Annotated in this window: 29 protein-coding genes and 3 pseudogenes; 14 read left to right on the top strand and 18 right to left on the bottom strand. The window is 60.0% G+C overall.

Features of this window, described 5'->3' with window-relative positions:
- Window positions 1-85 precede the first annotated feature (85 nt).
- Complete coding sequence (locus NKJ84_RS09565) at window positions 86-286, top strand: hypothetical protein (protein WP_352478394.1); 201 nt, start codon at window positions 86-88, stop codon at window positions 284-286.
- 14 nt (window positions 287-300) lie between these two features.
- Here the strand turns inward: NKJ84_RS09565 and NKJ84_RS09560 are convergent, their stop codons facing one another.
- The 11 genes and pseudogenes from NKJ84_RS09560 to NKJ84_RS09515 form a co-directional block, all read right to left on the bottom strand.
- Window positions 301-519 carry a hypothetical protein gene (locus NKJ84_RS09560; protein ID WP_352506252.1) on the bottom strand — a complete coding sequence of 73 codons (219 nt, stop codon included), beginning with the start codon at window positions 517-519 and terminating at the stop codon, window positions 301-303.
- A 486-nt stretch (window positions 520-1,005) separates the two neighbouring features.
- A pseudogene (locus NKJ84_RS33220) lies at window positions 1,006-1,126 on the bottom strand (AAA family ATPase); the annotation flags it as partial.
- 178 nt (window positions 1,127-1,304) lie between these two features.
- Entirely contained in the window at window positions 1,305-1,496 is a 192-nt protein-coding gene (locus NKJ84_RS09555; RefSeq protein ID WP_023679340.1) for a DUF6494 family protein, read from the bottom strand.
- Between the two features lie 802 nt (window positions 1,497-2,298).
- Window positions 2,299-3,441 (bottom strand): MFS transporter, encoded by a 1,143-nt coding sequence (locus NKJ84_RS09550; RefSeq protein ID WP_352506395.1) that lies wholly within the window; start codon window positions 3,439-3,441, stop codon window positions 2,299-2,301.
- Between the two features lie 722 nt (window positions 3,442-4,163).
- A complete protein-coding gene (locus NKJ84_RS09545) occupies window positions 4,164-4,868 on the bottom strand; it encodes a GntR family transcriptional regulator (RefSeq protein WP_352506251.1) in 705 nt (234 codons plus the stop codon).
- A gap of 102 nt (window positions 4,869-4,970) precedes the next feature.
- Window positions 4,971-5,711, bottom strand: coding sequence for an aspartate/glutamate racemase family protein (locus NKJ84_RS09540; RefSeq protein ID WP_352506250.1), 741 nt, complete (start codon window positions 5,709-5,711; stop codon window positions 4,971-4,973).
- Window positions 5,712-5,719: 8 nt separating this feature from the next.
- Complete coding sequence (locus tag NKJ84_RS09535) at window positions 5,720-6,442, bottom strand: ABC transporter ATP-binding protein (protein WP_352478401.1); 723 nt, start codon at window positions 6,440-6,442, stop codon at window positions 5,720-5,722.
- A 2-nt stretch (window positions 6,443-6,444) separates the two neighbouring features.
- Window positions 6,445-7,224 carry an ABC transporter ATP-binding protein gene (locus NKJ84_RS09530; protein WP_352478402.1) on the bottom strand — a complete coding sequence of 260 codons (780 nt, stop codon included), beginning with the start codon at window positions 7,222-7,224 and terminating at the stop codon, window positions 6,445-6,447.
- 4 nt (window positions 7,225-7,228) lie between these two features.
- The gene (locus NKJ84_RS09525) at window positions 7,229-8,203 is read right to left on the bottom strand and encodes a branched-chain amino acid ABC transporter permease (RefSeq protein WP_352506249.1); all 975 of its coding nucleotides are present in this window, start codon (window positions 8,201-8,203) and stop codon (window positions 7,229-7,231) included.
- 5 nt (window positions 8,204-8,208) lie between these two features.
- Complete coding sequence (locus NKJ84_RS09520; RefSeq protein WP_352478406.1) at window positions 8,209-9,075, bottom strand: branched-chain amino acid ABC transporter permease; 867 nt, start codon at window positions 9,073-9,075, stop codon at window positions 8,209-8,211.
- 77 nt (window positions 9,076-9,152) lie between these two features.
- Entirely contained in the window at window positions 9,153-10,355 is a 1,203-nt protein-coding gene (locus NKJ84_RS09515; RefSeq protein WP_352478408.1) for an ABC transporter substrate-binding protein, read from the bottom strand.
- Between the two features lie 373 nt (window positions 10,356-10,728).
- Here NKJ84_RS09515 and NKJ84_RS09510 point away from each other — a divergent pair, with 373 nt between their 5' ends.
- Window positions 10,729-10,935, top strand: coding sequence for a hypothetical protein (locus tag NKJ84_RS09510; protein WP_352506248.1), 207 nt, complete (start codon window positions 10,729-10,731; stop codon window positions 10,933-10,935).
- Window positions 10,936-11,549: 614 nt separating this feature from the next.
- Here NKJ84_RS09510 and NKJ84_RS09505 read toward each other — a convergent pair.
- Window positions 11,550-11,807 carry a hypothetical protein gene (locus NKJ84_RS09505; protein ID WP_352506247.1) on the bottom strand — a complete coding sequence of 86 codons (258 nt, stop codon included), beginning with the start codon at window positions 11,805-11,807 and terminating at the stop codon, window positions 11,550-11,552.
- A gap of 116 nt (window positions 11,808-11,923) precedes the next feature.
- Here NKJ84_RS09505 and NKJ84_RS09500 point away from each other — a divergent pair, with 116 nt between their 5' ends.
- Entirely contained in the window at window positions 11,924-12,190 is a 267-nt protein-coding gene (locus tag NKJ84_RS09500) for a hypothetical protein (RefSeq protein WP_352506246.1), read from the top strand.
- Between the two features lie 65 nt (window positions 12,191-12,255).
- On the opposite strand, the pseudogene NKJ84_RS09495 reads toward NKJ84_RS09500, so the two are convergent.
- Together NKJ84_RS09495 and NKJ84_RS09490 are read right to left on the bottom strand one after the other, a co-directional pair.
- Window positions 12,256-12,876, bottom strand: a pseudogene (locus tag NKJ84_RS09495) (recombinase family protein).
- Between the two features lie 20 nt (window positions 12,877-12,896).
- On the bottom strand, window positions 12,897-13,595 hold the full coding sequence (locus NKJ84_RS09490; RefSeq protein ID WP_352506245.1) for a hypothetical protein: 699 nt from the start codon (window positions 13,593-13,595) through the stop codon (window positions 12,897-12,899).
- Window positions 13,596-14,451: 856 nt separating this feature from the next.
- On the opposite strand from NKJ84_RS09490, the gene NKJ84_RS09485 reads away from it, so the two are divergent.
- The 3 genes from NKJ84_RS09485 (at window position 14,452) to NKJ84_RS09475 (ending at window position 15,209) form a co-directional block, all read left to right on the top strand.
- On the top strand, window positions 14,452-14,628 hold the full coding sequence (locus NKJ84_RS09485) for a hypothetical protein (protein ID WP_352506244.1): 177 nt from the start codon (window positions 14,452-14,454) through the stop codon (window positions 14,626-14,628).
- 15 nt (window positions 14,629-14,643) lie between these two features.
- On the top strand, window positions 14,644-14,874 hold the full coding sequence (locus NKJ84_RS09480) for a DUF982 domain-containing protein (RefSeq protein WP_352506243.1): 231 nt from the start codon (window positions 14,644-14,646) through the stop codon (window positions 14,872-14,874).
- 89 nt (window positions 14,875-14,963) lie between these two features.
- On the top strand, window positions 14,964-15,209 hold the full coding sequence (locus NKJ84_RS09475) for a DUF982 domain-containing protein (protein ID WP_352506242.1): 246 nt from the start codon (window positions 14,964-14,966) through the stop codon (window positions 15,207-15,209).
- Window positions 15,210-15,415: 206 nt separating this feature from the next.
- Here the strand turns inward: NKJ84_RS09475 and NKJ84_RS33215 are convergent, their stop codons facing one another.
- Window positions 15,416-15,595 carry a DUF6894 family protein gene (locus NKJ84_RS33215; protein ID WP_502904015.1) on the bottom strand — a complete coding sequence of 60 codons (180 nt, stop codon included), beginning with the start codon at window positions 15,593-15,595 and terminating at the stop codon, window positions 15,416-15,418.
- A gap of 254 nt (window positions 15,596-15,849) precedes the next feature.
- Between NKJ84_RS33215 and NKJ84_RS09470 the strand changes: the two genes are divergently transcribed.
- The 3 genes from NKJ84_RS09470 (at window position 15,850) to NKJ84_RS09460 (ending at window position 16,705) form a co-directional block, all read left to right on the top strand.
- Entirely contained in the window at window positions 15,850-16,110 is a 261-nt protein-coding gene (locus tag NKJ84_RS09470; protein WP_352478416.1) for a hypothetical protein, read from the top strand.
- A gap of 98 nt (window positions 16,111-16,208) precedes the next feature.
- On the top strand, window positions 16,209-16,445 hold the full coding sequence (locus NKJ84_RS09465) for a DUF982 domain-containing protein (RefSeq protein WP_352506241.1): 237 nt from the start codon (window positions 16,209-16,211) through the stop codon (window positions 16,443-16,445).
- 80 nt (window positions 16,446-16,525) lie between these two features.
- Window positions 16,526-16,705: a YodC family protein gene (locus NKJ84_RS09460; RefSeq protein WP_352478420.1), complete on the top strand. Its 180-nt coding sequence runs from the start codon at window positions 16,526-16,528 to the stop codon at window positions 16,703-16,705.
- 517 nt (window positions 16,706-17,222) lie between these two features.
- Here the strand turns inward: NKJ84_RS09460 and NKJ84_RS09455 are convergent.
- Complete coding sequence (locus tag NKJ84_RS09455; RefSeq protein ID WP_352478423.1) at window positions 17,223-17,495, bottom strand: hypothetical protein; 273 nt, start codon at window positions 17,493-17,495, stop codon at window positions 17,223-17,225.
- Window positions 17,496-17,577: 82 nt separating this feature from the next.
- Between NKJ84_RS09455 and NKJ84_RS09450 the strand changes: the two genes are divergently transcribed.
- Window positions 17,578-17,805 carry a hypothetical protein gene (locus NKJ84_RS09450; protein WP_352506240.1) on the top strand — a complete coding sequence of 76 codons (228 nt, stop codon included), beginning with the start codon at window positions 17,578-17,580 and terminating at the stop codon, window positions 17,803-17,805.
- Between the two features lie 36 nt (window positions 17,806-17,841).
- Here the strand turns inward: NKJ84_RS09450 and NKJ84_RS09445 are convergent, their stop codons facing one another.
- Window positions 17,842-18,513: a Crp/Fnr family transcriptional regulator gene (locus NKJ84_RS09445; RefSeq protein WP_352506239.1), complete on the bottom strand. Its 672-nt coding sequence runs from the start codon at window positions 18,511-18,513 to the stop codon at window positions 17,842-17,844.
- 224 nt (window positions 18,514-18,737) lie between these two features.
- Between NKJ84_RS09445 and NKJ84_RS09440 the strand changes: the two genes are divergently transcribed.
- From NKJ84_RS09440 to NKJ84_RS33210, 3 genes and pseudogenes are all read left to right on the top strand, one after another.
- The gene (locus NKJ84_RS09440) at window positions 18,738-18,899 is read left to right on the top strand and encodes a hypothetical protein (protein WP_167522729.1); all 162 of its coding nucleotides are present in this window, start codon (window positions 18,738-18,740) and stop codon (window positions 18,897-18,899) included.
- A 526-nt stretch (window positions 18,900-19,425) separates the two neighbouring features.
- Window positions 19,426-19,665 carry a hypothetical protein gene (locus NKJ84_RS09435; RefSeq protein WP_352506238.1) on the top strand — a complete coding sequence of 80 codons (240 nt, stop codon included), beginning with the start codon at window positions 19,426-19,428 and terminating at the stop codon, window positions 19,663-19,665.
- Window positions 19,666-21,272: 1,607 nt separating this feature from the next.
- Window positions 21,273-21,395, top strand: a pseudogene (locus NKJ84_RS33210) (DUF4326 domain-containing protein); the annotation flags it as partial.
- Between the two features lie 296 nt (window positions 21,396-21,691).
- Here NKJ84_RS33210 and NKJ84_RS09420 read toward each other — a convergent pair.
- Entirely contained in the window at window positions 21,692-22,219 is a 528-nt protein-coding gene (locus tag NKJ84_RS09420) for an alpha/beta hydrolase (protein WP_502904017.1), read from the bottom strand.
- A gap of 245 nt (window positions 22,220-22,464) precedes the next feature.
- On the opposite strand from NKJ84_RS09420, the gene NKJ84_RS09415 reads away from it, so the two are divergent.
- A partial coding sequence (locus tag NKJ84_RS09415; protein WP_352506237.1) for a helix-turn-helix domain-containing protein occupies window positions 22,465-22,800 on the top strand: 336 nt, incomplete at its 3' end.

The raw sequence follows: 22,800 nt of genomic DNA, 5'->3' as shown, positions 1-22,800 counted from the left end.
GCACAACGCGCCAATTGCCGACCTTTCCGGCGAGTGTACCACTACCCACTGCCGCCCCGAGCATCCCCGACACCGAGCCGTCGGCATGACGTCGACCGATCGCTCCGCCGCGGCCTGGATCGACCAATCGCTGGCCCACGTCGCTGAAGCCATCGGCCGCATGGACGACGATCGGTTCCTGGCCGAGCACCAGTCCGCCCACGATGAACCGCGCTCGCCGTCTGTGGACATGGTTGCCGCGGTGCTTGAGTGGTGGCGCCGGTGGCCGGTGGGGCGCGACGAATGAAGCGCCGGCCCAGTTCAACCTGGGCGACGCCGTTCAAAGCTGGGGGGATCGATCTTCACCAAGCGGTCTGCGGCCTCGACCGCAGCTCGTATCCTGCTGCGCAGCGCGAGATTCTTGGCCAGCATTTCTTCAGTGCGTTGAAGCGCGAGCTCGGTCCGATGGATGCGCTGCCTGGCAATGGCAACTTCCGATGTCAAAATATCGGCCGCTATCCCGTGGCCGTGGGGTTCCATAGTGTCCATCAGTTTCTAATACATGGGGGGCGATATCGTTCCCTGATATCGGGCGAGCGGGGTGCCGCCGTTCCTCTATCAGTGATGAGCGCTGCCAATATGGTCCGGCCGTCTTTGCAGCCGCGACAGGCGCGATGGGCCGAATAACCAACGCGCTCCCTGTCAAAACAGCGCCAGAAACAAGGCGCCCCCCTCGATCCATCCTGATGCGGCCCGATGAAGTGCGGGATATCAAATCAGCCGCCGACTATGCTGGCCGCGATGACAGGACCATTCGTCGTTGGGCAACGCGATATGGGATCGGGCGCCAGAGTGGACGAGGTGCGCCCCATCGAAATTAGCCTGCCAGCCTTGGAAATGGTTGCACGGCAAATTGGAGGCGCTGGAGACGCTGCGCGCCGGCGACAGATCAAATCGATGCTGCGGCCGCGCTCGAGTTTCAAACGGGCAACCGGCGTTGGAGACGGTCGCCCGGCCGCTTCACGTAACGGCGCGGCGGGCGAACGCCGCCGCGTCAACCCAGGAATAGCACATCGCCGTTCCGATCAAGTTCCTCCGCGACGACACGTCGGCCCGGTTCCTCGACAACCGCATATCCTCGTCGGGCGCCTCCATAGATTCGTTGAACCAACGACTGGAAAGGATCGGTGTTTCGCGTTCCGTTAGAGTCGCAAGAGCGTGGGGTGAGCGGTACTACATCCACCCGGCCAGACGCCATTCCAACCGCTGATCCGTCTCGACGCTTTCGGCCGCCTCGGCCGTCTCGCTAGGTCGCTTCGCCCGGCTTATGGAAGTTCGATCTCGCCGTCCACCACGTGGTTAAGGCCGGTGCCTTCCGCCGTCAGCGTCATGCGGACCTTCAGCTTCTTGCCGCCGATTTGCCCTTCGCGCACCGTCTCCTCGATCTTGCGCTGAGAGGTGACGCCGACTTCCTTCAGGAACTTGCGGATCGACATGTTGACGGCGTCTTCGCTCATGGCGGAACTCCTCTGTATCCGGAAGGGATTGTAAGGGAAGGCAAGGGATCAAGGAAGCAGGACGGTGACGCACGGTTTTATAGAAATAGACCTGGAGCCGGGTGGAGACGTCGGGTCCTTAAACTTGATCGGCCCCTGGCAGGAGGAGTGGAACCGATCGACGTCTTGCGCAGAAGGAGCACTATGACGGCTATCTCGGCCTTGCTCTGACCGATCAGGAAAAGAGTGATCTGATCGAGTACCTCAATCGATCTGATCAGCACTCGGCGCTTCTTTGGGTTCGATTGGGAGGAAAGATCATTAAAGAAGATCGTGGTGAGGTAATTGCGGGTCGGCACAACAGGCCAAGCGCTGTCTCGCCGGAAACTTCTTAAGGTGTCGATGACCGGCGCGGGCGATTGCAGGTGCAGGTGGGCTTGCTTCCTGCATGACAGGTCAGCCTGCGGCGCGGCGCCGAAACAACCCCAAAGCCTGTGGCGCTTTATTAGGATGTTCCAAACAAAGGTCGCCGCTGCGCCGGGTGCTCCCATTTCCTGAAGCCGAATGCATCCGAGATTATCGCGGGTGAAATCAGCCCCGATGGTTGGTGCCGCTTCTACAAAGCACGGCCTGCCTGATCGGCAGAGCCCAGCGGAGACTTTCGTTGTCTGCTGCGCTGGCGGGTGATGGTCTGCAGGCATCGGGTCGAGGATGTCGGGTCACATTAGGCATTCGACAAGTCCGGAGTCAGAGCCGAAGTGATCAACGACCTTTCCAATATTTGCCTTCCCGATTGACCCCTCCCGGTCAAGCAACTCAAATATCAGCGTTCCTCTGGCGGCTTGACGTTCTGGAACTGCATCAGCAGCAGCAGATCATAAATGATTTTGAGTGCGCCGCAGATCAGGAGGGGCCATGCCCGGAACGAGGCAGCGAACAGAACGCCCGCCAGGGCGGGACTGGCTGCGGCAGCCAAACTGCGCGGTACCGATGTGAAGCTCGCGGCGGCTGCCCGCTCCGCCTCCGTGACGACCGCCATGACGTAAGATGAGCGCGTCGGGACGTCCATCTGCGAAAGCGCGGCACGGATCAGCAGCAGGGCGAGCGCCAGAGGGAGCGTCGGCGCAAGCGCCGCCAGCATCAGGGCGATGCTGGACGGAATGTGTGTGAACACCATCGTTTTGATGAGTCCGATGTGCCGCGACAGCCAGGCGGCAACGGGGAATGAGAACGCCGAAAGGATGCCGGACCAGAAGAAGAAAAAGCCCGCTTCCGAAAGCGACAGGTCGAATTTTTCGAAAAGCCACAGGGCAAGCAGCGACTGGACGAGGAAGCCGCCGGCAAAGGCATCAAGGCTAAAAAGGGCCGCAAGCGTGAAAACGATATTCCGCGAGGGGCCAAGCGCGGACGTGCTGCCGGAGTCCGACGTTGGACGGCGCTGCGGGATCTGCGCGTAAAGGAGACCGCCGAGCAGGCCCAGCAACGCATAGAGCACGAACATCGCCTTGATGCCGGTGAGTTGATCGAGGCCGGCTGGAGCCAGAAGATCAGGTGTCGCCGAAGCGAGCGCGCCAACCGCGGCTGCGAGCGCACCCACAAGGCTGTAGCGCGCGAACATCTTGGTCCGCGCGGCGTCGGTGACTTCGCGTGTGAGCACGGCATGCTCTAAGGGCACGAATACGCTGACGCTGCCGGCCGACGGGTTGATGGTGCCTGCGAAGGCGATCACCAAAAGCAGCGCGTAGTCGTGGACGACAGCAAAGGCCACACCCGTGGCGACCATCAGACTGGCGGCGGTAAGCAGGAGTTGGCGGTGATCGTGTCGGGCACCAAGGAGTCCGACGGCGATGGTCAAGAGCGCTGAACCGAGCAGCGATGCGGTTGCAATGATGCCGACCTGCAGAGGCGCGAAGCCTAATGCGAGGAGATAGACCGGCAACAGAACGGCCACGAAGCCGTCGCCCATGTCCCGCAGGGCTCGGGCCGCAAAAAGAAAAGTCGCCGGGCGGATCTGCTGCACTGATCTAGCCTGACCTCGTCACCTGCATTGGCGTCACCGGCTTTGGCAGCGTCGCTCGACAGGGCCGGAAAGATCATGACGGAGTCGCATTAGACATTCCAGCAAGGCGAATATCGGATTCAATCCTCGGGCTACCGCCCAACAATGCTGAATCATATCGTGTCAACGGCTTGCAACGACCGAAGACGCAACTGGCGCATATTGCACTTGGCTGTCAAGGTCGGGAATGAGGGTCAGAACCTGCCCGTGATCTTGCATTCAGGGAAGGTCCGAGAAGGGTCGGATCGCGAAGTTCCCTGCATTGAACGTCCCAAGATGGCGATAGTGCCGTTTCGGAACCCGGTGGACCGGGAGCAGGATCGCCAATCAACCGGGGATCATGTTGCAACCAAGTTCGAATGTCGCGTTGCTGGCAAGTAGAAATGTCGCATTGGGACGTTTCAGGGGTAGGCGCCAGGTCAGGATTGCGGGGTGACGTGCATCCTGGCTTCGCCGTGAGCGCCCAATCGGGGGCGATCAAGTATGGCACTTCGGCTTAACTACCTTTGAGAGCGGCCACTTACGCGCGAGCTTCGTTGGCCGGTGTCGGTTGCGGGTGATCCGATATTCGTCCAGCATCGCGACGACATCTGCAATGCGAAGCTTGGCGAAGAGTTTGACAGCGCAGATCAGCGCAAGATGTCCGACAGGCTCTCGGGCTTCTTCTCGCCAAGTGACAGATCAAGGCCCGACAGAAGTTCGACGAGATGGCTTCGCATCAGGTCGGACGCGTTTTGTGCGTCGTGCTTTTCGATGGCATCGACGAGGGCGTGATGGGCGTGGCTTTCGCAGGTGGTGTCGCGGCGGCGCCAGTAGAGCGCGATGATCAGCGACGACCGCGACAGCAGGTCTTTGACGAAAGCGGTCAGGATAGAATGGCCGGCGATTTCGGCTATGCCGACATGGAATTTTGCCGACAGCATGATGGCGTCGCTGTCGCGGCCGGCATGCAGGGCCTCGTGCTCTTTTTCGAGATGAAGCCGCAGTTGCGCGATCTCGGCCGGCTTTGCCACTTCGGCGGCAAGCGCCGCGACCTTGGGCTCGATCAGCGCCCGCGCCTCGAAGACCTCGCGCGCTTCCTGCTTGGTCGGCTGGGCGACGAACGCGCCGCGGTTCGGCTCGAGCCGAGCCAAGCGGTCATGCGACAGCGCCTGCAGCGCCGCGCGTATCACCGCGCGGCTCACCGAATAGATCGAGGCGAGTTCGTCCTCGGGTAGTTTTGTGCCCGGTGCGAGGCGGTGGCTGACGATGGCGTCGCGCAGGCCGGCATAGACCGGAAACCAGCGCATCGTCGGCTTATCGCCATCCCGTGGCTTTGGCCCAAGCAGGTCCATCGTCTCATTGTCCCGGCGGCCGGATCGCATAGCGGCACGAACACCGCGTTTCCGGCCGCACATCGAACATCCTGTGTGGGAATGTCAACAATTTTGCACGCATCAGGATAGACGGCCGGAGGGCGAAAAGGGCGCAAAGATTCCGGCGAAGGATTTTTCGAGTGGAACCTGGTAGCCGCCGCGCTTTGAGGTCGACAGGCCAAGGCCGACGAGGCTCTCGCAGAGTTTTACTGCGCAGGCGACGCCGTCGAGCACGGGAAGGCTATGTTCGCGGCTGAGCGCGGCGGCGAGGTCGGCCATGCCGGCGCATCCCAGCACAATCGCTTCGGCCCGGTCGTCGCGGATGGCGCGCTCGATCTCCTCCGAAATTCGATGGCGGGCGTTGGAGCCGGGCACTTCGAGCTCCAGAACGGGAACGTCGCTTGCCCGCACCCTGGCGCAGCGGCTGGCGAGGCCGTAGCGCACCAGATTGTGCTCGATCGCCGGCACCGAACGCGACAGCGTCGTCACCACGCTGAACTTGCCGGCAATCAGGCTCGCCATGTGAAACGCCGCTTCGCCGATGCCGACCACCGGCATCTCGCCGACGCAGCGTACTGCGTCGAGGCCGGTGTCGTCGAAGCAGGCGATGACGCAGGCGCTCGCCGCCGGATGTCTCTGGATCTCGCCGATCATTCCCGGGATGGCGAAGACCTCGTCGAAATAGCCTTCGACGCTCGGCGGCCCGTCCTTCGGATTGACGGCGATGATCCTGGTGCCGGCCGAAGCCGCGCGGCGCGCCGCCTCGCCGATCTTTTCGGTCATGGACGCGGTGGTGTTGGGATTGACGACGAGTACGTCCATTTGCGCTTTCATATTTCGCCGCCGAGATAGAGTTTCTTGACCCGGTCGTCGCCAAGCAGCTCAGCCGAATGTCCGGCCAGCGCGATCTTTCCGGTCGTCAGTGCGTAGGCGCGCTGCGAGATGCGCAGCGCCATGCGCGAATTCTGCTCGACCAAGAGAACACTGACCTTTTCGTCGCGATTGATCGCCACGATGGAGCGGGCGATGTCCTGAACGAGCTTCGGCGCGACGCCGAGCGAGGGTTCATCGAGCAGCAGAAGCTTCGGTTTGGCCATCAGCGCCCGCCCGATCACCAGCATCTGCTGTTCGCCGCCGCTCATCGTACCCGCCGTCTGGGAATAGCGTTCCTTCAGGCGCGGGAAGCGCCCGAGCACCATGTCCAGCGTCCTTGCGATTTCGGCCTTGTCGATGCGGGTGAAGGCGCCCATCATCAGATTGTCGCGCACCGTCATGTAGGAAAAGACGCGCCGACCCTCCGGCACCATGGCGATGCCCATCCTGACCAGCTCGTCAGGGCGCGTTCCGTCGATGCGGTGGCCCTGGAAATGAATCTCGCCGCTGCGGACCTTCTTCAGGCCGGTGATGGCGCGCAGGATCGAAGATTTGCCCGCGCCGTTCGCGCCGATTAGCGCGACGGTCTCGCCCTCGTTGACGTTGAGCGACACACCCTTCAGTGCATAGACATGGTCGTAGTAGAGTTCGACGTCGGAGACTTTCAGCAGTTCGCTCATGGCTAAAATCCGATCGTCTCATCTTCGGCGCCGAGGTAGGCCTCGATGACCTTTTCGTTCTCCTGGATTTCCTTCGGCGTTCCCTCGGCGATTTTCACACCGAAGTTCAGGACGACGATTCGGTCGGAAATGTTCATGACGGCGGGCATATCGTGCTCGACCAGCAGGACAGTCACGCCGCGCTTCCGCACGCCGCGCACCATCTCCACCGCGCGCACGGTTTCGTCATGGTTCATGCCAGCGAAGGGCTCGTCGAGCAGAAGGACGGTCGGGTTCGTGGCGAGCCCGATGGCAATCCCGAGCGCGCGCAGATGGCCGTGCGGCAGCGTGCTGGCGATCTCATGCCGTTGCGCGCCGAGACCGAGGAAGTCGATGATCTCGTCGGCCGAGCGGCCGAATTCATCTTCGTCGCGCCGTGCGGTATTCGTGCCGAGATAGAAGCCGGCAAGGCTGGCATTGGAACGCAGGTGATGCGCGATTATGACATTGTCGCGCACCGTCATGCCCTTGAAGATCGTCGTCTCCTGGAACGTGCGCACGACGCCCTTCCGGGCGACGATATGCGGCGCCAGGCCTGAAATCCGCTCTCCCCGGAACAGCACTTCGCCCGAGGTCGGATTGAGAAAAGAGGAAATCAGCTTGAACAGCGTCGATTTGCCGGCGCCGTTGGGGCCGATGACGGAAAGGATCTCGCGTTCGCGGACCGCGAAGGAAACATTGTTGACCGCGACCAGCCCGCCGAAGCGTTTGGTCACTGCCTTGATCTGGAGAAGGTCAGTCATGGTCCTAGCCCTGCTTCTTGCCGAACAGCCGGAGGCTGAGCAGGCCGTTGGGAAGGAACAGCATCAGCGCGATCAGCACCGACGAGAAGATCAGCAACTGGAACTCGCCGGTCTCGAACAGGAAATCCCAGCCGAAATAGAGCACGAAGGTGCCGATCATCGGCCCGAAGACGTAGCTGAGCCCGCCGAGGAAGCAGTTCAGCATGAAGTTCACCGAGTCGGTGACGGTGAAGCTGGACGGATAGATCGACTGAGAGATGGCGACGAACATCGCGCCGCCGAGACCGCCGAGGAACGAGGAGATGGCGTAGGCGATGACGCGCAGATAGGCGATATTGACGCCGATCGAGGAGGCCAGTTCCTCGTTCTGCTGCAACGACTGGCAGAGTTTGCCGATGCGCGAATGGACTAGGCGGTAGAGCGCTGCAAAGCACAGCACCATCAGCACAACCGACACCAGATAGAAGGCGGGACGCGGATTGGCGAGCGTCGCGAAATCCGGAAGGATGGTCAGCCCGAATATCGAGATGCCGCCGGGGAGCGGAATGCTGACCATGCCCTTGGCTCCGTTGGTGATCGGCAGTGCCAGTGCGAGCAGCCGCGCCACTTCGGTCAAAACCAGCGTGACCATGGCGAAATAGACGCCGCGAAGCCTGAGGATGGGCAGCCCGATCAGCACGCTTGCAGCGGCGCAGAATAGCCCAGCCAGCGGCAGTGTCAGCCAGAACGACACACCATACTGGACGACAAGGATGGCCGAAACATAGCCGCCCATAAGCGCGAAGGCACCCTGGCCGATATTGATGCGGCCGATGTAGAAAGTCACCCACACCCCGGCGCTGGCGATGCTGAGCAGCGCGACCGAAGTCAGCGTGTAGTAGAGGTCGAGCCGACCCGTCGCCTCGATCAGCCAGGGCACGCCGATGAGTACGACCAGCAGGAAGACAGCGACGCCGAGGATGTTGCGTGTACGCTTCATGTCGATCACCCCCACGGCTTGCCCATGAGCCCGTTCGGGCGGATGCTCAGGAACACCATCAGCGCGGCGAAGATGACGAGATAAGTGACGTCGCCATATTGGCGTAGCACCGTCAGGCCGACCGATTCCATCATGCCGAGGATGAAGCCGCCGGCGATCGCTCCGCTGACCACGCCGGCGCCGCCGATCATCACCATCAAGAACGCCTTGATCGAGATCGGCCCGCCGATGCCCGAATTGACGCCGGTGATGGCGACCAGCAGCCCGCCGACTATGCCGGCAAGCATCGCGCCGAGCGCAAAGCCGATCATCGAATAGCGGTCGACCTCGACGCCCATAAGCTGTGCCGCGACCCGGTCCTGCGCCAGCGCCCGCATGGCGCGTCCCGGCTTGCTGTACTGCATGAAAAGCACGAAGGAGGCGATGAACAGTATGGCGAGTGCGCCGACCAGCAGCCGGTCGTAAGGCATTATGAGGCTGTCGGAGACGAAGACGCCGTTGACGATCTTCGGCACGCCGCGCTGCTTTTCGCCGAACAGGAGGAGGATCACGGCGTCGAGGAAGAATGCGACCGCCGCCGCGAGAAGCATCGTACTTTCCTCCCGCACGCTTCGCCTAATCACCGTTCTGAAAAGGAATTTCTCGACCAGCGCTCCAATGACCAGCAGCGTGATCCCGGACGCGACGAGCGCGACGACGAAAGGCATGCCGAGCTGGCCATAGACGGTGTAGGTGATGAAGCCACCGAGAACGTACATCTGCCCATGGGCAAAGTTTAGCACGTTCATCAGAGCGAAGATCAGGGTCAGACCGAGCGCGATCAAGGCGTATTGCGCACCAAGATAAAGCCCGTTGGCGATGACTTGTTCCATCAGGATGGTTCCCGTCCATTCAGAGGCTCAAGGCGAATGCACGAGCCTCTGCGGCAATCCGCTTCAGTGCAATTGCGTCAATCGACTTGAGCGACGAAGAGCGTCTCGAACTTGCCGTCGCGGTATTCCGTGACCACCATCGGGACCGAAAGCTGGCGCTTCTGGCCAAACGACGTCATTCCGACATAGGTCAGCTTGGCATCGCCCTTCAGATAGGGATTGGGCGCCGAGAAAGTGTCGATCGTCTTCTTGAACTCCTCGACATTGTCGATCGCGGCCGGGTTCGCCTTCAGCGTCTCGATGATGTATTCGAGCGCGTAGACCTTGGTGTTGGACTCGTCATTGTATTCGCCAAACATTTTCGTATAGCGGTCGACGAACTCCTTCATCATGTCGGATGCGATTTCGGGCGTCGATGCGCCGCCGACTGAGATGAAACCGTTGGCCAACTCGCCCGCGCCCTCTTCCAGCACCTTGGCATCCTGCGCCGTTTCGGTGGAGATCAGACCTTCGTAGCCGAGCTCGCGCGCGGCGCGGATCAGCAGCGGAGCATTGCCGGGCGCGACACCCGAAAGCACCAGCAGGTCCGGTTTTTGCAAAACGATCGGCGTCAGTACCGGCGTGAAATCGCGGGTATCGTTTTGGTAGACGTCCGTGGCAGCTACAACCTCAAGCCCGAGCGCCTTTGCCGCGGCAACACCGCCATCCCGTTGACTCAGCGGATCGGATTCGTTGGCGGCGACAAAGGCGACTTTTTTCACGCCCCTGTTTTCCATGAGATATTTGTAGATCGCCGGAGCTGACTGGTAGTTGGCGATCATGCCGAGCACGGCGTTGGACGCCGGCGGGGTGTAGAGTTCCTTCGGGAATGCGTAAGGAAAATAGATGATGCCCTTGGATTCTGCCACGGGACGCACCGCCGCCGCGCCGTCGTCGACATTCGGACCGACGACATAGTGGATGCCCTCCTGGGCCATCTTCTCCATGCCGGCGATCGCCCGCTTCGGGTCCTTCTGATCGTCGAAGGTGACGATTTTGATGTCATAGGTCTCGTCACCAATCTTCACCCCGCCGGTTTCGTTGATCCAGGCGGCGCGCGTCTGCATCGAGCGGACGTTGGATGTGCCCCACGCAGCGGCCGCGCCACTCGTCACGCCGACAAAGCCGATCTTGAGTTCCTTGTTGGCGGCTTGCACTGTGATTGTGCCGCCGGCCATGATTGCCAGCGCAGAGACGGCGCCGAGTGCGGCGAATGTGATTATTGAACGTCTGTTGATCATTGTTCTTTCCCCTTTGGAGGCCGCGCATTGTTGCGACAGAACTCGACCGATACGCGGACTTTTGTGAGTCAAGGCTCAAATCAATTATCTGTCAACAAAACTTTTACAGATTGTTGACAATCTTGTGCGGTCGTAGAGGAAGGACGTAGGACCGGCACGGCTTCGTGTCGGCGATGGTGCGGCATCCACAAAATAGGAATATAATCCGCATCCCATCAAGGCACATAGACTTCGTCCCGCCCGAAAATTGTCGGCTTGCTTCCCGTCCCTCGCGACTGCGGGGTGGTCGTTTAATCGATTGACTCGCGTAATGCACCGGCAGTTAATCTCCCCGCCAGGGCAAAAAGACGGGCTATGAAACTGGGAGCAAACGATGACTGTCCAAAAAGAAGACTATCGAACCAACAGAGCCGACTACGCCACAGCTGCGATGCATAGCCGAGCGACCGCTGAGGGCGATCGTGATGATTTGGTGGCGAGGAAAAAGTCCCTGTGGGTAACAGATCGGCGATCTGCAAAATTGGCTGCAAACCCGTCAGAAAGCTCGCCAGAACCCAAGGCAAAAGCGCGCGGTAAGTGAATCGTGCCAGCCACTTTCTTACCGCCGCGTACTTTGTTCGCATGGTTCAAGTACATTAGATTTGTCTAATGTACTAACCAGTCAGTCGAGCATTCCCGAACGCTCGCTGGTCAGGCCAAGCGGCCCCCTAACCCAAGCCGCTGGGCCGCCCCCTAAGGAAGTGCGTGTATCCCTGAGGCGGTCGTCGGTGACCCGCCTCCGTACCGCGGCCGGGATCGCAACCACGTCATCGACCCAACGCCCCGCATCGGTACCGCTCAAACGAATGGCAATTTTCTGTCCAGATGCGTTTAGTATCCATTCTCGGGAGACCCACGCGTGGTCGCGTGGGAGACAAGTGACTCCCCTTTAAAGGCATCGAGATGCTACCAGTGCTGAAAAGTCAGTTCCTTAGACCTAAAGATCGGGCGATTTGCCAGCGGGTTGTCGACCAGATAACCGCCGACGCTAAATGGTACAGCACTTCGATAGACGGTCAGATTCTGGTCTCGACCACGCTGAATCTCTTTCAATCAGGGGTCGTAAACGAAACGAATTTGCTGGCACATGTTCGCGCGCGGCGCCACGACTTCACTAAACTGACAGCCTAGCTCCACCCGGGCGGAAACAGCGCGCTAAGCTGCAGCATACACGTTTCCGCAACGAGAAAAGGCGGCAGATCGAGGTGCCAGCCCTGTTCTGGCTGAGTATCTTGTAGACACCAGCTTGACGCGCTTCAGAACAATGGTCTCGCCGTGCGGATGTTCGTCGAGGTCATCGATTCCGACCCCATGCTCAGCGATCCGGTCAAGAAGCCGGAGACCGGACCGGATGACCGTCGCCCTGGCAGCGCCTTCCACCGGCGCAGCGATCTGCTGTTCGATATAATCCATCTCTGGCTTCGCCATGAGGTCGAGAATGTGTGGGAACATCTTGCTATACACGCGTGGTCGATAGCGGCTCTTTGTGCCGAGAACGCGGTTGGAGCGCCTGGATCCTCGGCGACGTGATGGTGCATGAGGCCCGACAGAACGGCGTCAACGGTCAGGTCGAATGTTTCCTGATCCCGGTTCCGGCGCTTGTTCGTCCTGAGCCCGACATGGGCCTCGCAGTTCAGGAGCAGCCCGATCGCTTCCTGGACGATAGCCTTGGTGTTCTCCGATGCGGCGAACCGATAGGCATTGAAGGGACTGTCGCGCTCTTCCTCTCCGTCATCGAGTTCGGTCACGATAGGGGTAGTCTGATCCATCTGCAAAATTTCTGGTCTTCAAAATAGCCACCCCGCATACGCGGTCGCATGAACGGCGATAAGCAGGCAAGGTGTCGCGGGAGCGCTCCTCGCTATGCCGCCCTGTCCCGCTTTGCCAGCTTCGCCACGGTCGCCCGAGAGCAGCCCATTACGTCGACAATCTGATTCCAGCTTGCGCCCGTCTTCAGCATCGCCGAGGCAGCGGCGTTCCGCTTCGCGTCCTCCTGCCGGCCCCGCATACGCCCGTCGGCCTTGGCCTTCTCGATCCCTTGGACCTGCCTCCTTCTTCGGTCGGTGTAGTCCTTGCGGGCAATGGCTGCGAGCATGTCCAGCATCATACTATTGATCGCCTCGGCCATGCGCCGGGAGAACTCGTCGCCTCCATCACTGACAGCCTGCCAGGATGTCGGCAGGTCCAGCGCCACGACGCGCACCTGCTTCGCCTTCAGGTCGGCTCTCAGCTTCTCCCAATCGGCCTCGTTCAACTGGGAAAGACGATCAACTTGCTCCACCAAGAGCACGTCTTGGGGATGACAATCGCGCATGAGCCGATCCAGCTCAGGACGCTTCAAGGTTGCCCCACTCTCGTTCTCTTCATACCAGGCGGCCACCGCCAGACCGCGCTCTTTTGCGAATCGTTCAAGGTCTTCCCTTGCCCGTCCTGCGTCTTATTCCTTGGTTGATGCGCGGAGATAGGCCCTGATGAAAGACATGTTCGGAAACCCTCTTCAGTTCAGTTAAGATGGTTTCCGGTTTGGCTGGTACCGCTGGAGCATACCATACGAGACCGGGCGCCTCGGTGGGTCACTTGGTGAAGGAATAGGGCGTCAGGAACGGCTGACCGTACTGACCGGGCCAAGACCCCAAGAACTTGACGGAATAGCCTTTGAGGAACCCCGGTGTAATGGGGCGCGTCTCGAAGTTCAGCCATGTTTTGGGAGACGGACGCCATGACCGCGAACGATTGCCGAAACGTTGCCCAATACCCGGTCACCCCAAGCTCCATGCCTTTGACAAACCTGAAGCTGAACTGATCTCCCACATTCTTCCGGCCCTTCGACATGGTGTAATCCGCCCCGAGGATGTCCAGAAATGCTTGGGGCAGCCGGCCTTGAAATCGTTCATAGTTTGAATGCCATCGCGCAAACACGCCACCAGCCGGGCCGACAATCTCCCCAGTAACCCAGTGGTGAAGGGCAAACCCATGCGAGCGGCGAAGGTAGTCATTACGGAGGACATGATCGGCCCGTTCGCCGCCAGCACTCCTCCGCCCTTCAACGTAGCGGCCGTCCTCCTTCGGTCTGCCCAGTTCGGCGATTAGGCTGGGATAGTTTCGGTACACAGATTTGATCGACCGCTTGACGTCGTCATGCTGTTCAGCCGTCGTCGGGTTGGGCAGGAAGCGGCTTGCGAACGCCGCGACATCGTCCATCTCGCGTGTGCCTTCAGTGACACTGCTTGCAGGTAGTCACTTCCCCGCCCTTCGGTCGCCACTTTCCATCGAACAGCCCCCTTGGCGGTACGTGGTCGATGTCGACGCCGCGAGCCGATCCGGCACAATAGATGCAGAACGGCTGCTTGCTCCGTAACTTCTGGCTCAGACTCACCATGTTGGGGTCCAACTCTCCGACACAACATGTTACGGCCTCGCTGGCGGAAAGCGAAGGGCGCATGGGGGAGTCTCGCGCGAGCCAGTTATCCGATCCCCCGCTCAGAAATTTCTACCAAACATTCCGACCTCCTTCACACGAAGTCGTATGTTGATTTTTTACCACTGTGGATCATCAATGATCGCTTGGGTTTAGCTTGAGGGGGCTCCCAGGATGGGCGATCGATCGAACTCTCCACCCGCCGCAGCTACCACGAAGGACCTTGTGCAGAAAGTGATCCTGCAAGCCTCTCGCGGTGAAATCATATCGGTAAAGGAGACCATCGCAGAGATTCGCCGAGACGTTCCGCATCTGCTGGTTACTGACGATGAGCTGGTCTACCTTATAGTCACTGCGGCCCCGGCCTTCGGACTGTCAGTCGCGTTCGACCTCCACGAATAGTCCTCCCGGCAGCCCATTGGTTCGACCTCAGGTGTACGTCGGGACGACCGATCCGGGGTTGTGGGACCAAAGGCGGATCGAGGCGCGCTCTATAGGGTCGAGAGGGCAGGGGGGCCTCGCGCGAGCCAGTAATCCGATCCCCTGCTGAGAAATTTCTGCCAAACATTCCGCCCATCATTCAAAGGAACAAATCCGCTCGCGGTGCAGTTCGGTCCTTTTAAGCATGCAGGCCCGAACATGGCTGAAATCAATAAAGCCAAACAGAAGGTTATTGCCGAAGTTGTGCGGCGGTGGATCACTTCAGAGGTAATCCGCAATCACCTTCGCAACCTGCTAAATCTGCCTGTAGAACGGGAGCTGCCGGCTGAGCAAAAGCATTTGCTGCAGGAACTTGATAGGGCCGACAAAGAGTGACTGTATGGCACTCCATTGGTTCTCCCCTCCGGTCCCGTCAAGACCGAGCGTCCCGGGACCCTTCGCAACGTCAACAACGCCGAGACAGCCGGCGAGGAGCTGCTGAAGTGGACGAAGCGTGGCCCTTGCTGGGACCTCGCGGTGAGCGTTTGCATGGCCGTGATATTCGACGAGATGGAAGCTGAGGAGGCCCGTAAGGCATTCCTGGCTGCCGCTAAGGAGGAGGGTAGGCTTTTTCCTGATTAGCAGGTCGCATCGCTTTTCGCGCGAGCCAAATTCGATCACCGGCCCAGACATCTCTACCAAACATTCCCACCCCCTCTAATTATCCCTCAATGGCAACACATTGGTTCGTCCCTCCGGTGTTCGTGAAGACTGAAACCGGCGACAGGCATGGCTGCAACAATGCGAGGGCAGCCCTTGAGCAACTCAAGAGGTGGACCCGCAGAGGACCCCGCTGGCACAAGGCGGTGAACCTTTGCCTGTCAGATCTAGAGAGCGATCCGATTGACCCTCAGGTGGTACGAAAGGCCTTTGAGGCTGCCGCCAAGGAAGCCAAGGTGTATCTCTCACCAGAGTAGGAACCCTCCACTCGTGTTCATCGAACCGGTTCGCCATCCGGTCCAGCAGCTTACGGGATGCCGCAATTACGCGGCGGGTTTCATCAAGGGAGAGCCGAAGGTCATCGATGTCTGCGCGCGCGCGACGCTCATACAACCGAGAACTCGCTATTTGTAAGCGAGAGCTGTCTATTAAATGATACCAATTTGAAACCATCTTTGCAGAGCTAGCGCGCCCGCATCTCAAACTTGATCATAGCCTCTAAGAACGTCTCGTTGGACTCGTCGCGAACGGTCATCACAAATTCTCGAGAGGGACCATCCGGCAGCTTATCCTTGGTAATCTCGACCAAGGCTTTCACCGCCTCTTGCTTTGCAGCTTCGAGGTCCGGGAGATCGGTACCCACAACGTCAAGGAAGACTTTCCAGTGTCGGTGAAGTCGAAGAAATAGCGCGGCATCCCTATAAACACAGTAACGCGAGAATGGTTCACGCTTGCGTTGCGATTGGCTGTGCAGCGGGCGCTGGCCGCTCTAATGTGCGCAACGTTAACGAGCGTGACCTGACGTCCAATGATGTCCGCGACATTTGGTTAAAAACGTACCCGCCAAGACTCATCGCCCCGATCGGCTTAGAGTTACTTCCGAAAGGAAGCGCTCTCATGCTGCCATTGCCCCACGCCGTCGATCCAAAAGTAGTTGCCGAGATCAACAATCTTCTAGACCAGTACGCCGGGGCGGTACCGGTGCCCGTTCACAAGCTCGCCGCGGTTGTCCGGCTGCGCCTCAGAAGCCATCTTTCCATCGCGACTATTGAGGCGCTGATCGTGGACGAAGCCGAGTGTCGCCACCTGCCCATGCTGTTCGAACTGCCGGCAACACATGCGGCTGTAGTTTCATCTGCTCTGGGCCGTGCGATTTGAAGTTTAGGCGCTCTGCCCGTCTGGCAACGAAAGCGGACCTCTGGCTCGCGAAGCGGTATGCCCACGGCCTTCGATGATGAGCGCAGAGCGGCCCCCTCATGGCAACCCATTGGTTCTCCCCTCCGGTGTACGTCAAGACCGACCGACCTGGGGTCACCTACGGCTGCAACAATGTCGAGGGTGCCGCCGAGGAACTCATGAAGTGGACCGAGAGGGGACCGAAGTGGAATCTGGCGGTGCAAGCCTGCAGCGACGCCTTTGAGGGCCGGGTCTCGCCCAACGATGTCCGTAAAGCCTTCGAGGAAGCTGCCGAGGAGGAGGGGGTGCTACGCTAAATCTAGCTAGGTCTCCATTCCGCTTTCCACCGCGTCCCACGTCTGATTACTGGTCGTTCTCAAACATTGGGAGAGAATTTATGTCTGATTTCAAAGTTGGCGATGTGGTGGAGCTAAAGTCTGGCGGTCCTAACATGACGATCAACGAGGCGCAGAGTGCCGGCGGGTTTATGTGTCAATGGTTCAACAACGACGGCGGGGCGTACAAGCTTGAGACCGTCAGGATTAAAGGTGAAATGCTCAAAGCCGTGCCGAAGTAGTCGCCGCGCCTTCCTGACAGGGGGTCCCACGTTGCCTTTGATTGTTACGAACGGAGCATTGCTTGATGGCGCTGATCTTGGAGAACGTTACCAAAGCCCAGAACCTCATGAGCAAGATCGGCCCACCCATCTGCCGATGTGGGCTTATCACGGCAGCAACTTCGCGGGCATGTGCCTAGAGTTCGATACTGCTGACCTCATGATCAGTGACTTCCATGCAGAGAAACTGCGCCCGGTGACCTATGCGCGCGCAACGCTCTGCCATCGCTCACGCTCGCCGACATGGGGGCGCAGCATCTCGAAGAGGCGGTGATTGCTCGCATCACGCGCAAGCGCGGTGAATGGGCTCACGAGAAGGAATGGCGCTTCGTTACTGGCCAAGCCGGGCCTAAGCACTTTCTCGACGATGCGCTTCGTCGCGTGTGCCTGGGTCCCCGTGTCAAACCTGAACACGTCGCGCGGGTATGCGAGGTGATGGACCGGCGACCGGTGGAGGGGGGAAATCAGGGGTTTTGAACTAGCGTTTCGCAGCATTAAGCCAGCTAGGCCGCTGGGCGAATGCGAGCGGGTCGGCATCGGCAAGTTCGATCCCGTGGAGGACCTGTTCGCGGAAGCGGAACTGAAGCAGTTTCTGACGGTGCCATTCGAGGCACTTCTTGAGGAATGCCGCCGAACCGCTTCGAGGCCGAACATGGAGGCAATGGCCGGGATTGATCTCGCCGGCAGCAACAGAAACGCCATTTACTTCTGGACGACCTATAAGCTCCGGAGCGGCCGTGAGGTCTTTCACAAGCGTTACTTCGACCGACGATTGCGCCTTGTCCTCGGGAAGGACTAAGTGGGGCCCAGAAGACGGGATCGGGAGCATTGCCGTGGAAGGTTTGGACGAAGACACTCGGAAACGGCGGGAGACGCTGACTGCAGTTCAGTATGGCGGGATTTATCCCCCTCACGAAGCGTTCTACATCCAGTCGATCATCTACGCCGAGCCGGCTTTCGCCCTAATGGCCGAGCGTGGCACAGGACGCTATGTCGGGAGCGCCTTTATCACCTTGAACCGGGAGATGCGGGAACGCTTCACTTGCGGCCGAGGAGTATGAAACGTGCGGTGCCCCCCGCCGCAGCGACAGCCTTCGCTATTCCTTCTTGTCGACCAGCGCCCGTAGTGCCGAGACGTCATGCAGCAATAACCTGCCGCCGCGCTTTTCGATCAGGCCTCTCTTGGCGAGGTCGCTCATTTCGCGCGAGACCGCTTCCCTGTGCGTGCTCATCGTTGCCGCCAGCTCGGAATGCGTCGGTGCCGGGCTTATGGACACCTCGCCGTCCACGAGTGCGGCTTTCTCCGCCCGATGCAGGATCTCGACGATCAGCCGTTTTCGCACGACCAGAGTGCTGTATTCGAATACCCGCTCGGTCATGCGCCGGAGCTGGGCAGACAGATGCTCAAGCAGCACCCAGGCAAAAGTCGGGTGGGTCATCACGATATCCCGGAACGCTGTGCCGGACAGCCGTGCAGCGCGGGTTGCCTCCAGCGCGACTACGCTGGCGGAGCGTGCAATCCCGTCAATGCCTCCGAGCTCCCCGAAAATGTCACCCCGTTCGACATCGCGATACGCTATCTCCCTGCCGTCCGCTGAAACCAGTGTCACGCGAGCACGTCCTTCCAGCAGGAAGAAGACATCGCGACCAGTGTCGCCGTGGGAAATGATTAGCTCGTTGTGTCGATAGCTGCGCTCGTGCCACCGTTTGGTCAGCGCGGCGAGGTCGGCATCGCAAAGTCTTGAGATGAAGGCCAGAGAGCCTGTCACAACGGTCTCTTGTTCAATCAAGTGTACTTCACCTTACTCCCTATCCAAGGAAATTTGATGGCCGCAGGCCCCGCATTCCGGGATGCAAACTGGGAGCGGATTTCGCCAATGTTTTCCCCGGTGTGGGAATTCCCACAGCCGAGCCTGGTTCGACTGTCATATCCTTGTTGCAACGTCAGGCCCGCCGGCTCGTGTGCAAGCCGGCGAAGGGAAAGGGAACAGTCATGAAATTCTTGGCTCCCGTCACAAAACTTGCTGCGGGGTTTCGCAAATTCGTCGCGCCGCGCTACCGCCCGGAGCTTTATTACATGCGTGGCCCGGGGCCAGCCACCGCCCGCCGTATGGGCACGCCGCGGCAAAACCAATCCATCGACCACTACGCCTAATTTGCCTCGCGGACGGCTGACGCTCTCGCCCGGAGTGCCGTTCGCGCCGTTCCGTACCGGTCAATTCAGATCAATGAAGGGAGGATCTGATCATGGTTATAATTCATGCTGCCGCCATTGGTCCATTTCGCAGGTGGTTACGCCTCCGCGCCGAGCGAAAAGCTCTCTTGTCGGCAACGGACCAGTTGAGCCGTTTACCCGATGACGTCCTTGGCGACATCGGCATCTCACGTGACGAAATCATGTGCGATTTGCGAAGCCGCGCCATCCGTCATGCGGAGGCAGGCGCGGCCGGCACGACGATCGAGCGCACCAGGATCGCTTCGGCCTCGATCCCGAAACGGTTGGCCGCCGGCAGTGGCTACGCCTCGGCCGAGATCCCCTTTGGCTGGTCCACGAGCGCGCGATCGAGCCTTACATCGAGGTTTCGACAAGCAGCGGCGCGCGGACGGGACCTTCGAACGGCACTACACCTGCGACTCCAAGGACTGGATGTTGACCGACGGGAGCTGGGGAGGATCTCAAAATGATCATGTCAGTTGTTAAGTCCCTCGCGCCTGTGACGCTCGGCACCGTGCTGATCGCAATCAGTCCGGCTTCATTGTCGGCTTCTGACGCTCAGGACCTCGCGTTCGCTCACGCTGACATGCCAATCAAACAGCTGAAAGACGTCTATTTGGATTGCGAGCGGGAGGCCGCCGGTGCGCTGGGGACGGACGATGTGATGTACTGTTCGATGCGCGAGTTCCGACTAGGCGCGCGATAGCAGTTTGCGCATAATCAACGATGCATGGCCTTCTGCACCGTGCGACGCGGCCCTGCGATCGACCACTTCGAACCATGTTTGGACCGCGCACTTCGCCGATCAGCGCAGTAACCAACCCGCGGAGTTCCGCGAGCGACAGCCTTCAAACGAATCAGTCGGTGGTAGCGTCACGCATAGGGTGAATCACGAACGCGCTCGCCTGCAAACCCCTTCGCCCGGAAATCTGCCCCGGTTACGCGGTTCGCCAGCAGACTGAGAAGGAGCGGCTTCAGCCGATCGCCGATGCTATTTGTTATCTTTGTGCCGAATGGCAGCTTTGCGCCCCGATTTCGGCCGTTCGACTATATCGTTCGAACTCCCGAAAGCTGTCGTGGCTCCGGCCCTCTCAAACCCTCCACCGCCGTTGTCGCGCATGTGCCGCGTGCCACCTGCCGTGCTTTCAGCGAGCCGACCTTACCTCCAGTCTGGAACCTAGCAGTCGCCCAACTGGTTCAACCTTCCGCCACGGCCGGGCAGGGGAGGGCGTGCAAAACGGTAGGCGCGACCTAAGAAACGGTCGCGGTTCGAGTCGGTAGAGGGATACCGCCAATACAGTGCTGTGACCGAGTTCGTTTTTGCTCACGGGGCCTCTTAATCAGCGCAAATAAGTCCGACTCCGGACTCCGCAACCAGTTTCAGCATAAATCACTAATAGTCGCGATCTGATCAAAGCCCCGCCGGAAAAAAACGGCAAGGCCTTTCCACGGCAGGTTTGGCGAAGCGCGGAAGGCACTCGGCCGCCCACGTAACCGGCATGCACGGTGAAGACGAGAAGGACGCTCTTCCAAGCGCGGAGTTCGAATCCTCCCTCACCGAAAACGGCTTATTCGCGGCACATCAGCTTTCTGACCCGTATCGAGGGCGTCGACCTTTCCAATTCGGCGGGTCTGTCCCAGTGGCAGCTCAACATGGCTTGCGGAGACGCCCGGACCGAGTTGCCTTCTGGCCTGACGAGGCCTGAAGATTGGCCCTGTCAATTCCAGCAGGAATAGTTGTCGGCAAGCGAACCGCGGCAATGCTGCGCCCGACAGGATGAAACTGAGAACCCCTATGTCATCGTTTGCGCTATATAACTTTTGCGACAGCCGGGGGCGGATGAATGGAATCGGGCGTATTTCTCCACTACCCACGCGGTCCGAGGCGGCAGAAATGAGGCCGAGCAGACCGTCCGCTGCTAGGGTACCCAGCACGCGAGCGGACATGTGAGACCTCGGTGCGAAGGTCCGGGATCAGGCCCATTGCGGACGTACGTGTTGGTTCGCCTGTTGGCGCCGAAGCGCCTTATCGTTCAGTCTCGCGGCACACATAGATCAAATGAACCGTATCGTGATCGATCAATGTGCTCGACACCAGTTGCAGCGGAGGCCTTGCTTGCCCCTGCCGAGCACGAACGGCCTCACGTGCAGGTGATATTCCTCGATCAGGCCGGACTGGAGGGCATGGTATCGAAGCGCATCGGCAGCGCCTGGCTGAACTGGATACGGATGTCCAGCGGGATGACGCCCAGGAACTCGCGGCGCTCCTCGACGGCCATCTCGCGCAGATCGTGACCGTTGACCGTTGAGGTGCAGGCGCTGCTCGCCGGCCTTCTGCGCGTCGGCGCCGATCCCGATATTGAGGCGCTGGAGCGAACATGCCAGTTCGTCGCCGAGAACGCCGACGAGCTGCGCAACAAGAACCTCGCCTGCTGGCGCCTTGGAGTGAAAGAAACGAACCCCCTCCCTCGCTCTTGGCCCGTAGTTCCAAGCAGGCACTTGCTGGCGGACCTATTGAACCAAAAGACCTAGCAACGAACTGAAATCGACAGGGTCCCTTCATAGCGGAATTAGTCGCGCTAGGGGCCCGTAAGTCACCGTGTCGGGCCTTGGCGCACAATGGCATGTGGATAGCTAAGTTTGACCCGCGGCAAGCGTCGCTGGATGGTCACGAGAGGGCGCCAGCGCACACTAGGCGCGCTGCCACCGCTATCGAGACATCGCCGTCACAGCTACCGCACCGATTTTGCAGCGTCGATGATCACGTCTGCGACCGAACGAGGTTTGGTCAACATGATCAAGTGATTGCCCTCGAGCTCGGTGATATGCGCTTTGATGGCCTTGGCCATCGACTCTTCGAACGCCGGCGGGATCGCACCGTCAGCCTTCGCAACCACGAACCAACTGGGCTTGGTCTCGGACGCCGCCCGGGTCAGCCGTTCGTCGAAGAGACGGGCCGCCGATGGCTGCTGCGTCGCCGCGAGAACCGCAACCTCCTCGGGCGTCGCGTCCTGAGCGAAATACTTGCCCAGCCCCTCCTGGGGTACGGTCAGGAAGTCGCCGCTGTCCTTCTGCAGGGTCGACGTCCAAGGCGCCGGCGGACTTCCCGCCGTAGCGCTGGTGACTGACTGGCCCTTCGGCAGGGCGAAGGCGGCAACGTAGACCAAGGCTTTGACCTTGTCCGCCGTTCCGCCCTCGGTGATCACCATTCCGCCCCAGGAGTGGCCAACGAGGATCACATCTCCCGGCGCGGCTTCGATGGCCCGTTCAGTGGCAGCGACGTCGTCTGCAAGCGAGGTCAGTGGGTTCTGGACGGCAACGACGCGAAGTCCGGCGCTCTGCAGCTGGAAATGACCTTGCTCCAGCTGGAGCCGTCTGGGGGCGCTACCACATATGCATGATTTACTAGTTATTTCAGTAACTTATTCTGAGCGGCCCGAGACATAGGTGACGATTTGTACCGGACACATAGGTAACACTTTTCGGTTTTTGCCGGGAGGTGTTGATGCCGTGGAGAGAGTGTTCGGTGATGGAGGAACGTCTTCGCTTTGTGGCTCGCCTGCTCGACGGAGAAGGCATGAGCGCGGTGTGCCGGGAGTTCGGGATCTCGCGCAAGACCGGCTACAAGATCTTCAACCGCTACAGGCAAGAGGGGTTGGAGGCGCTTTGCGACCGCTCGCGGCGGCCGGTACGCTATGCCAACCAACTGCCCGAGCAGATCGAGCGGCTGATCGTCGAGAGCAAGCGCGACAAGCCGCACTGGGGCGCCAGGAAGATCAGGGAGCTGCTGATCAGGAAGCTCGCCGGCGATGTGCGCATCCCGGCCAAGAGCACGGTGCAT

Origin of the sequence: Mesorhizobium sp. M0048 (genome assembly GCF_040323405.1) — a bacterium.
In the GTDB taxonomy this organism is placed as follows: domain Bacteria; phylum Pseudomonadota; class Alphaproteobacteria; order Rhizobiales; family Rhizobiaceae; genus Mesorhizobium.
This window is presented reverse-complemented; position numbering and strand designations above follow the sequence as displayed.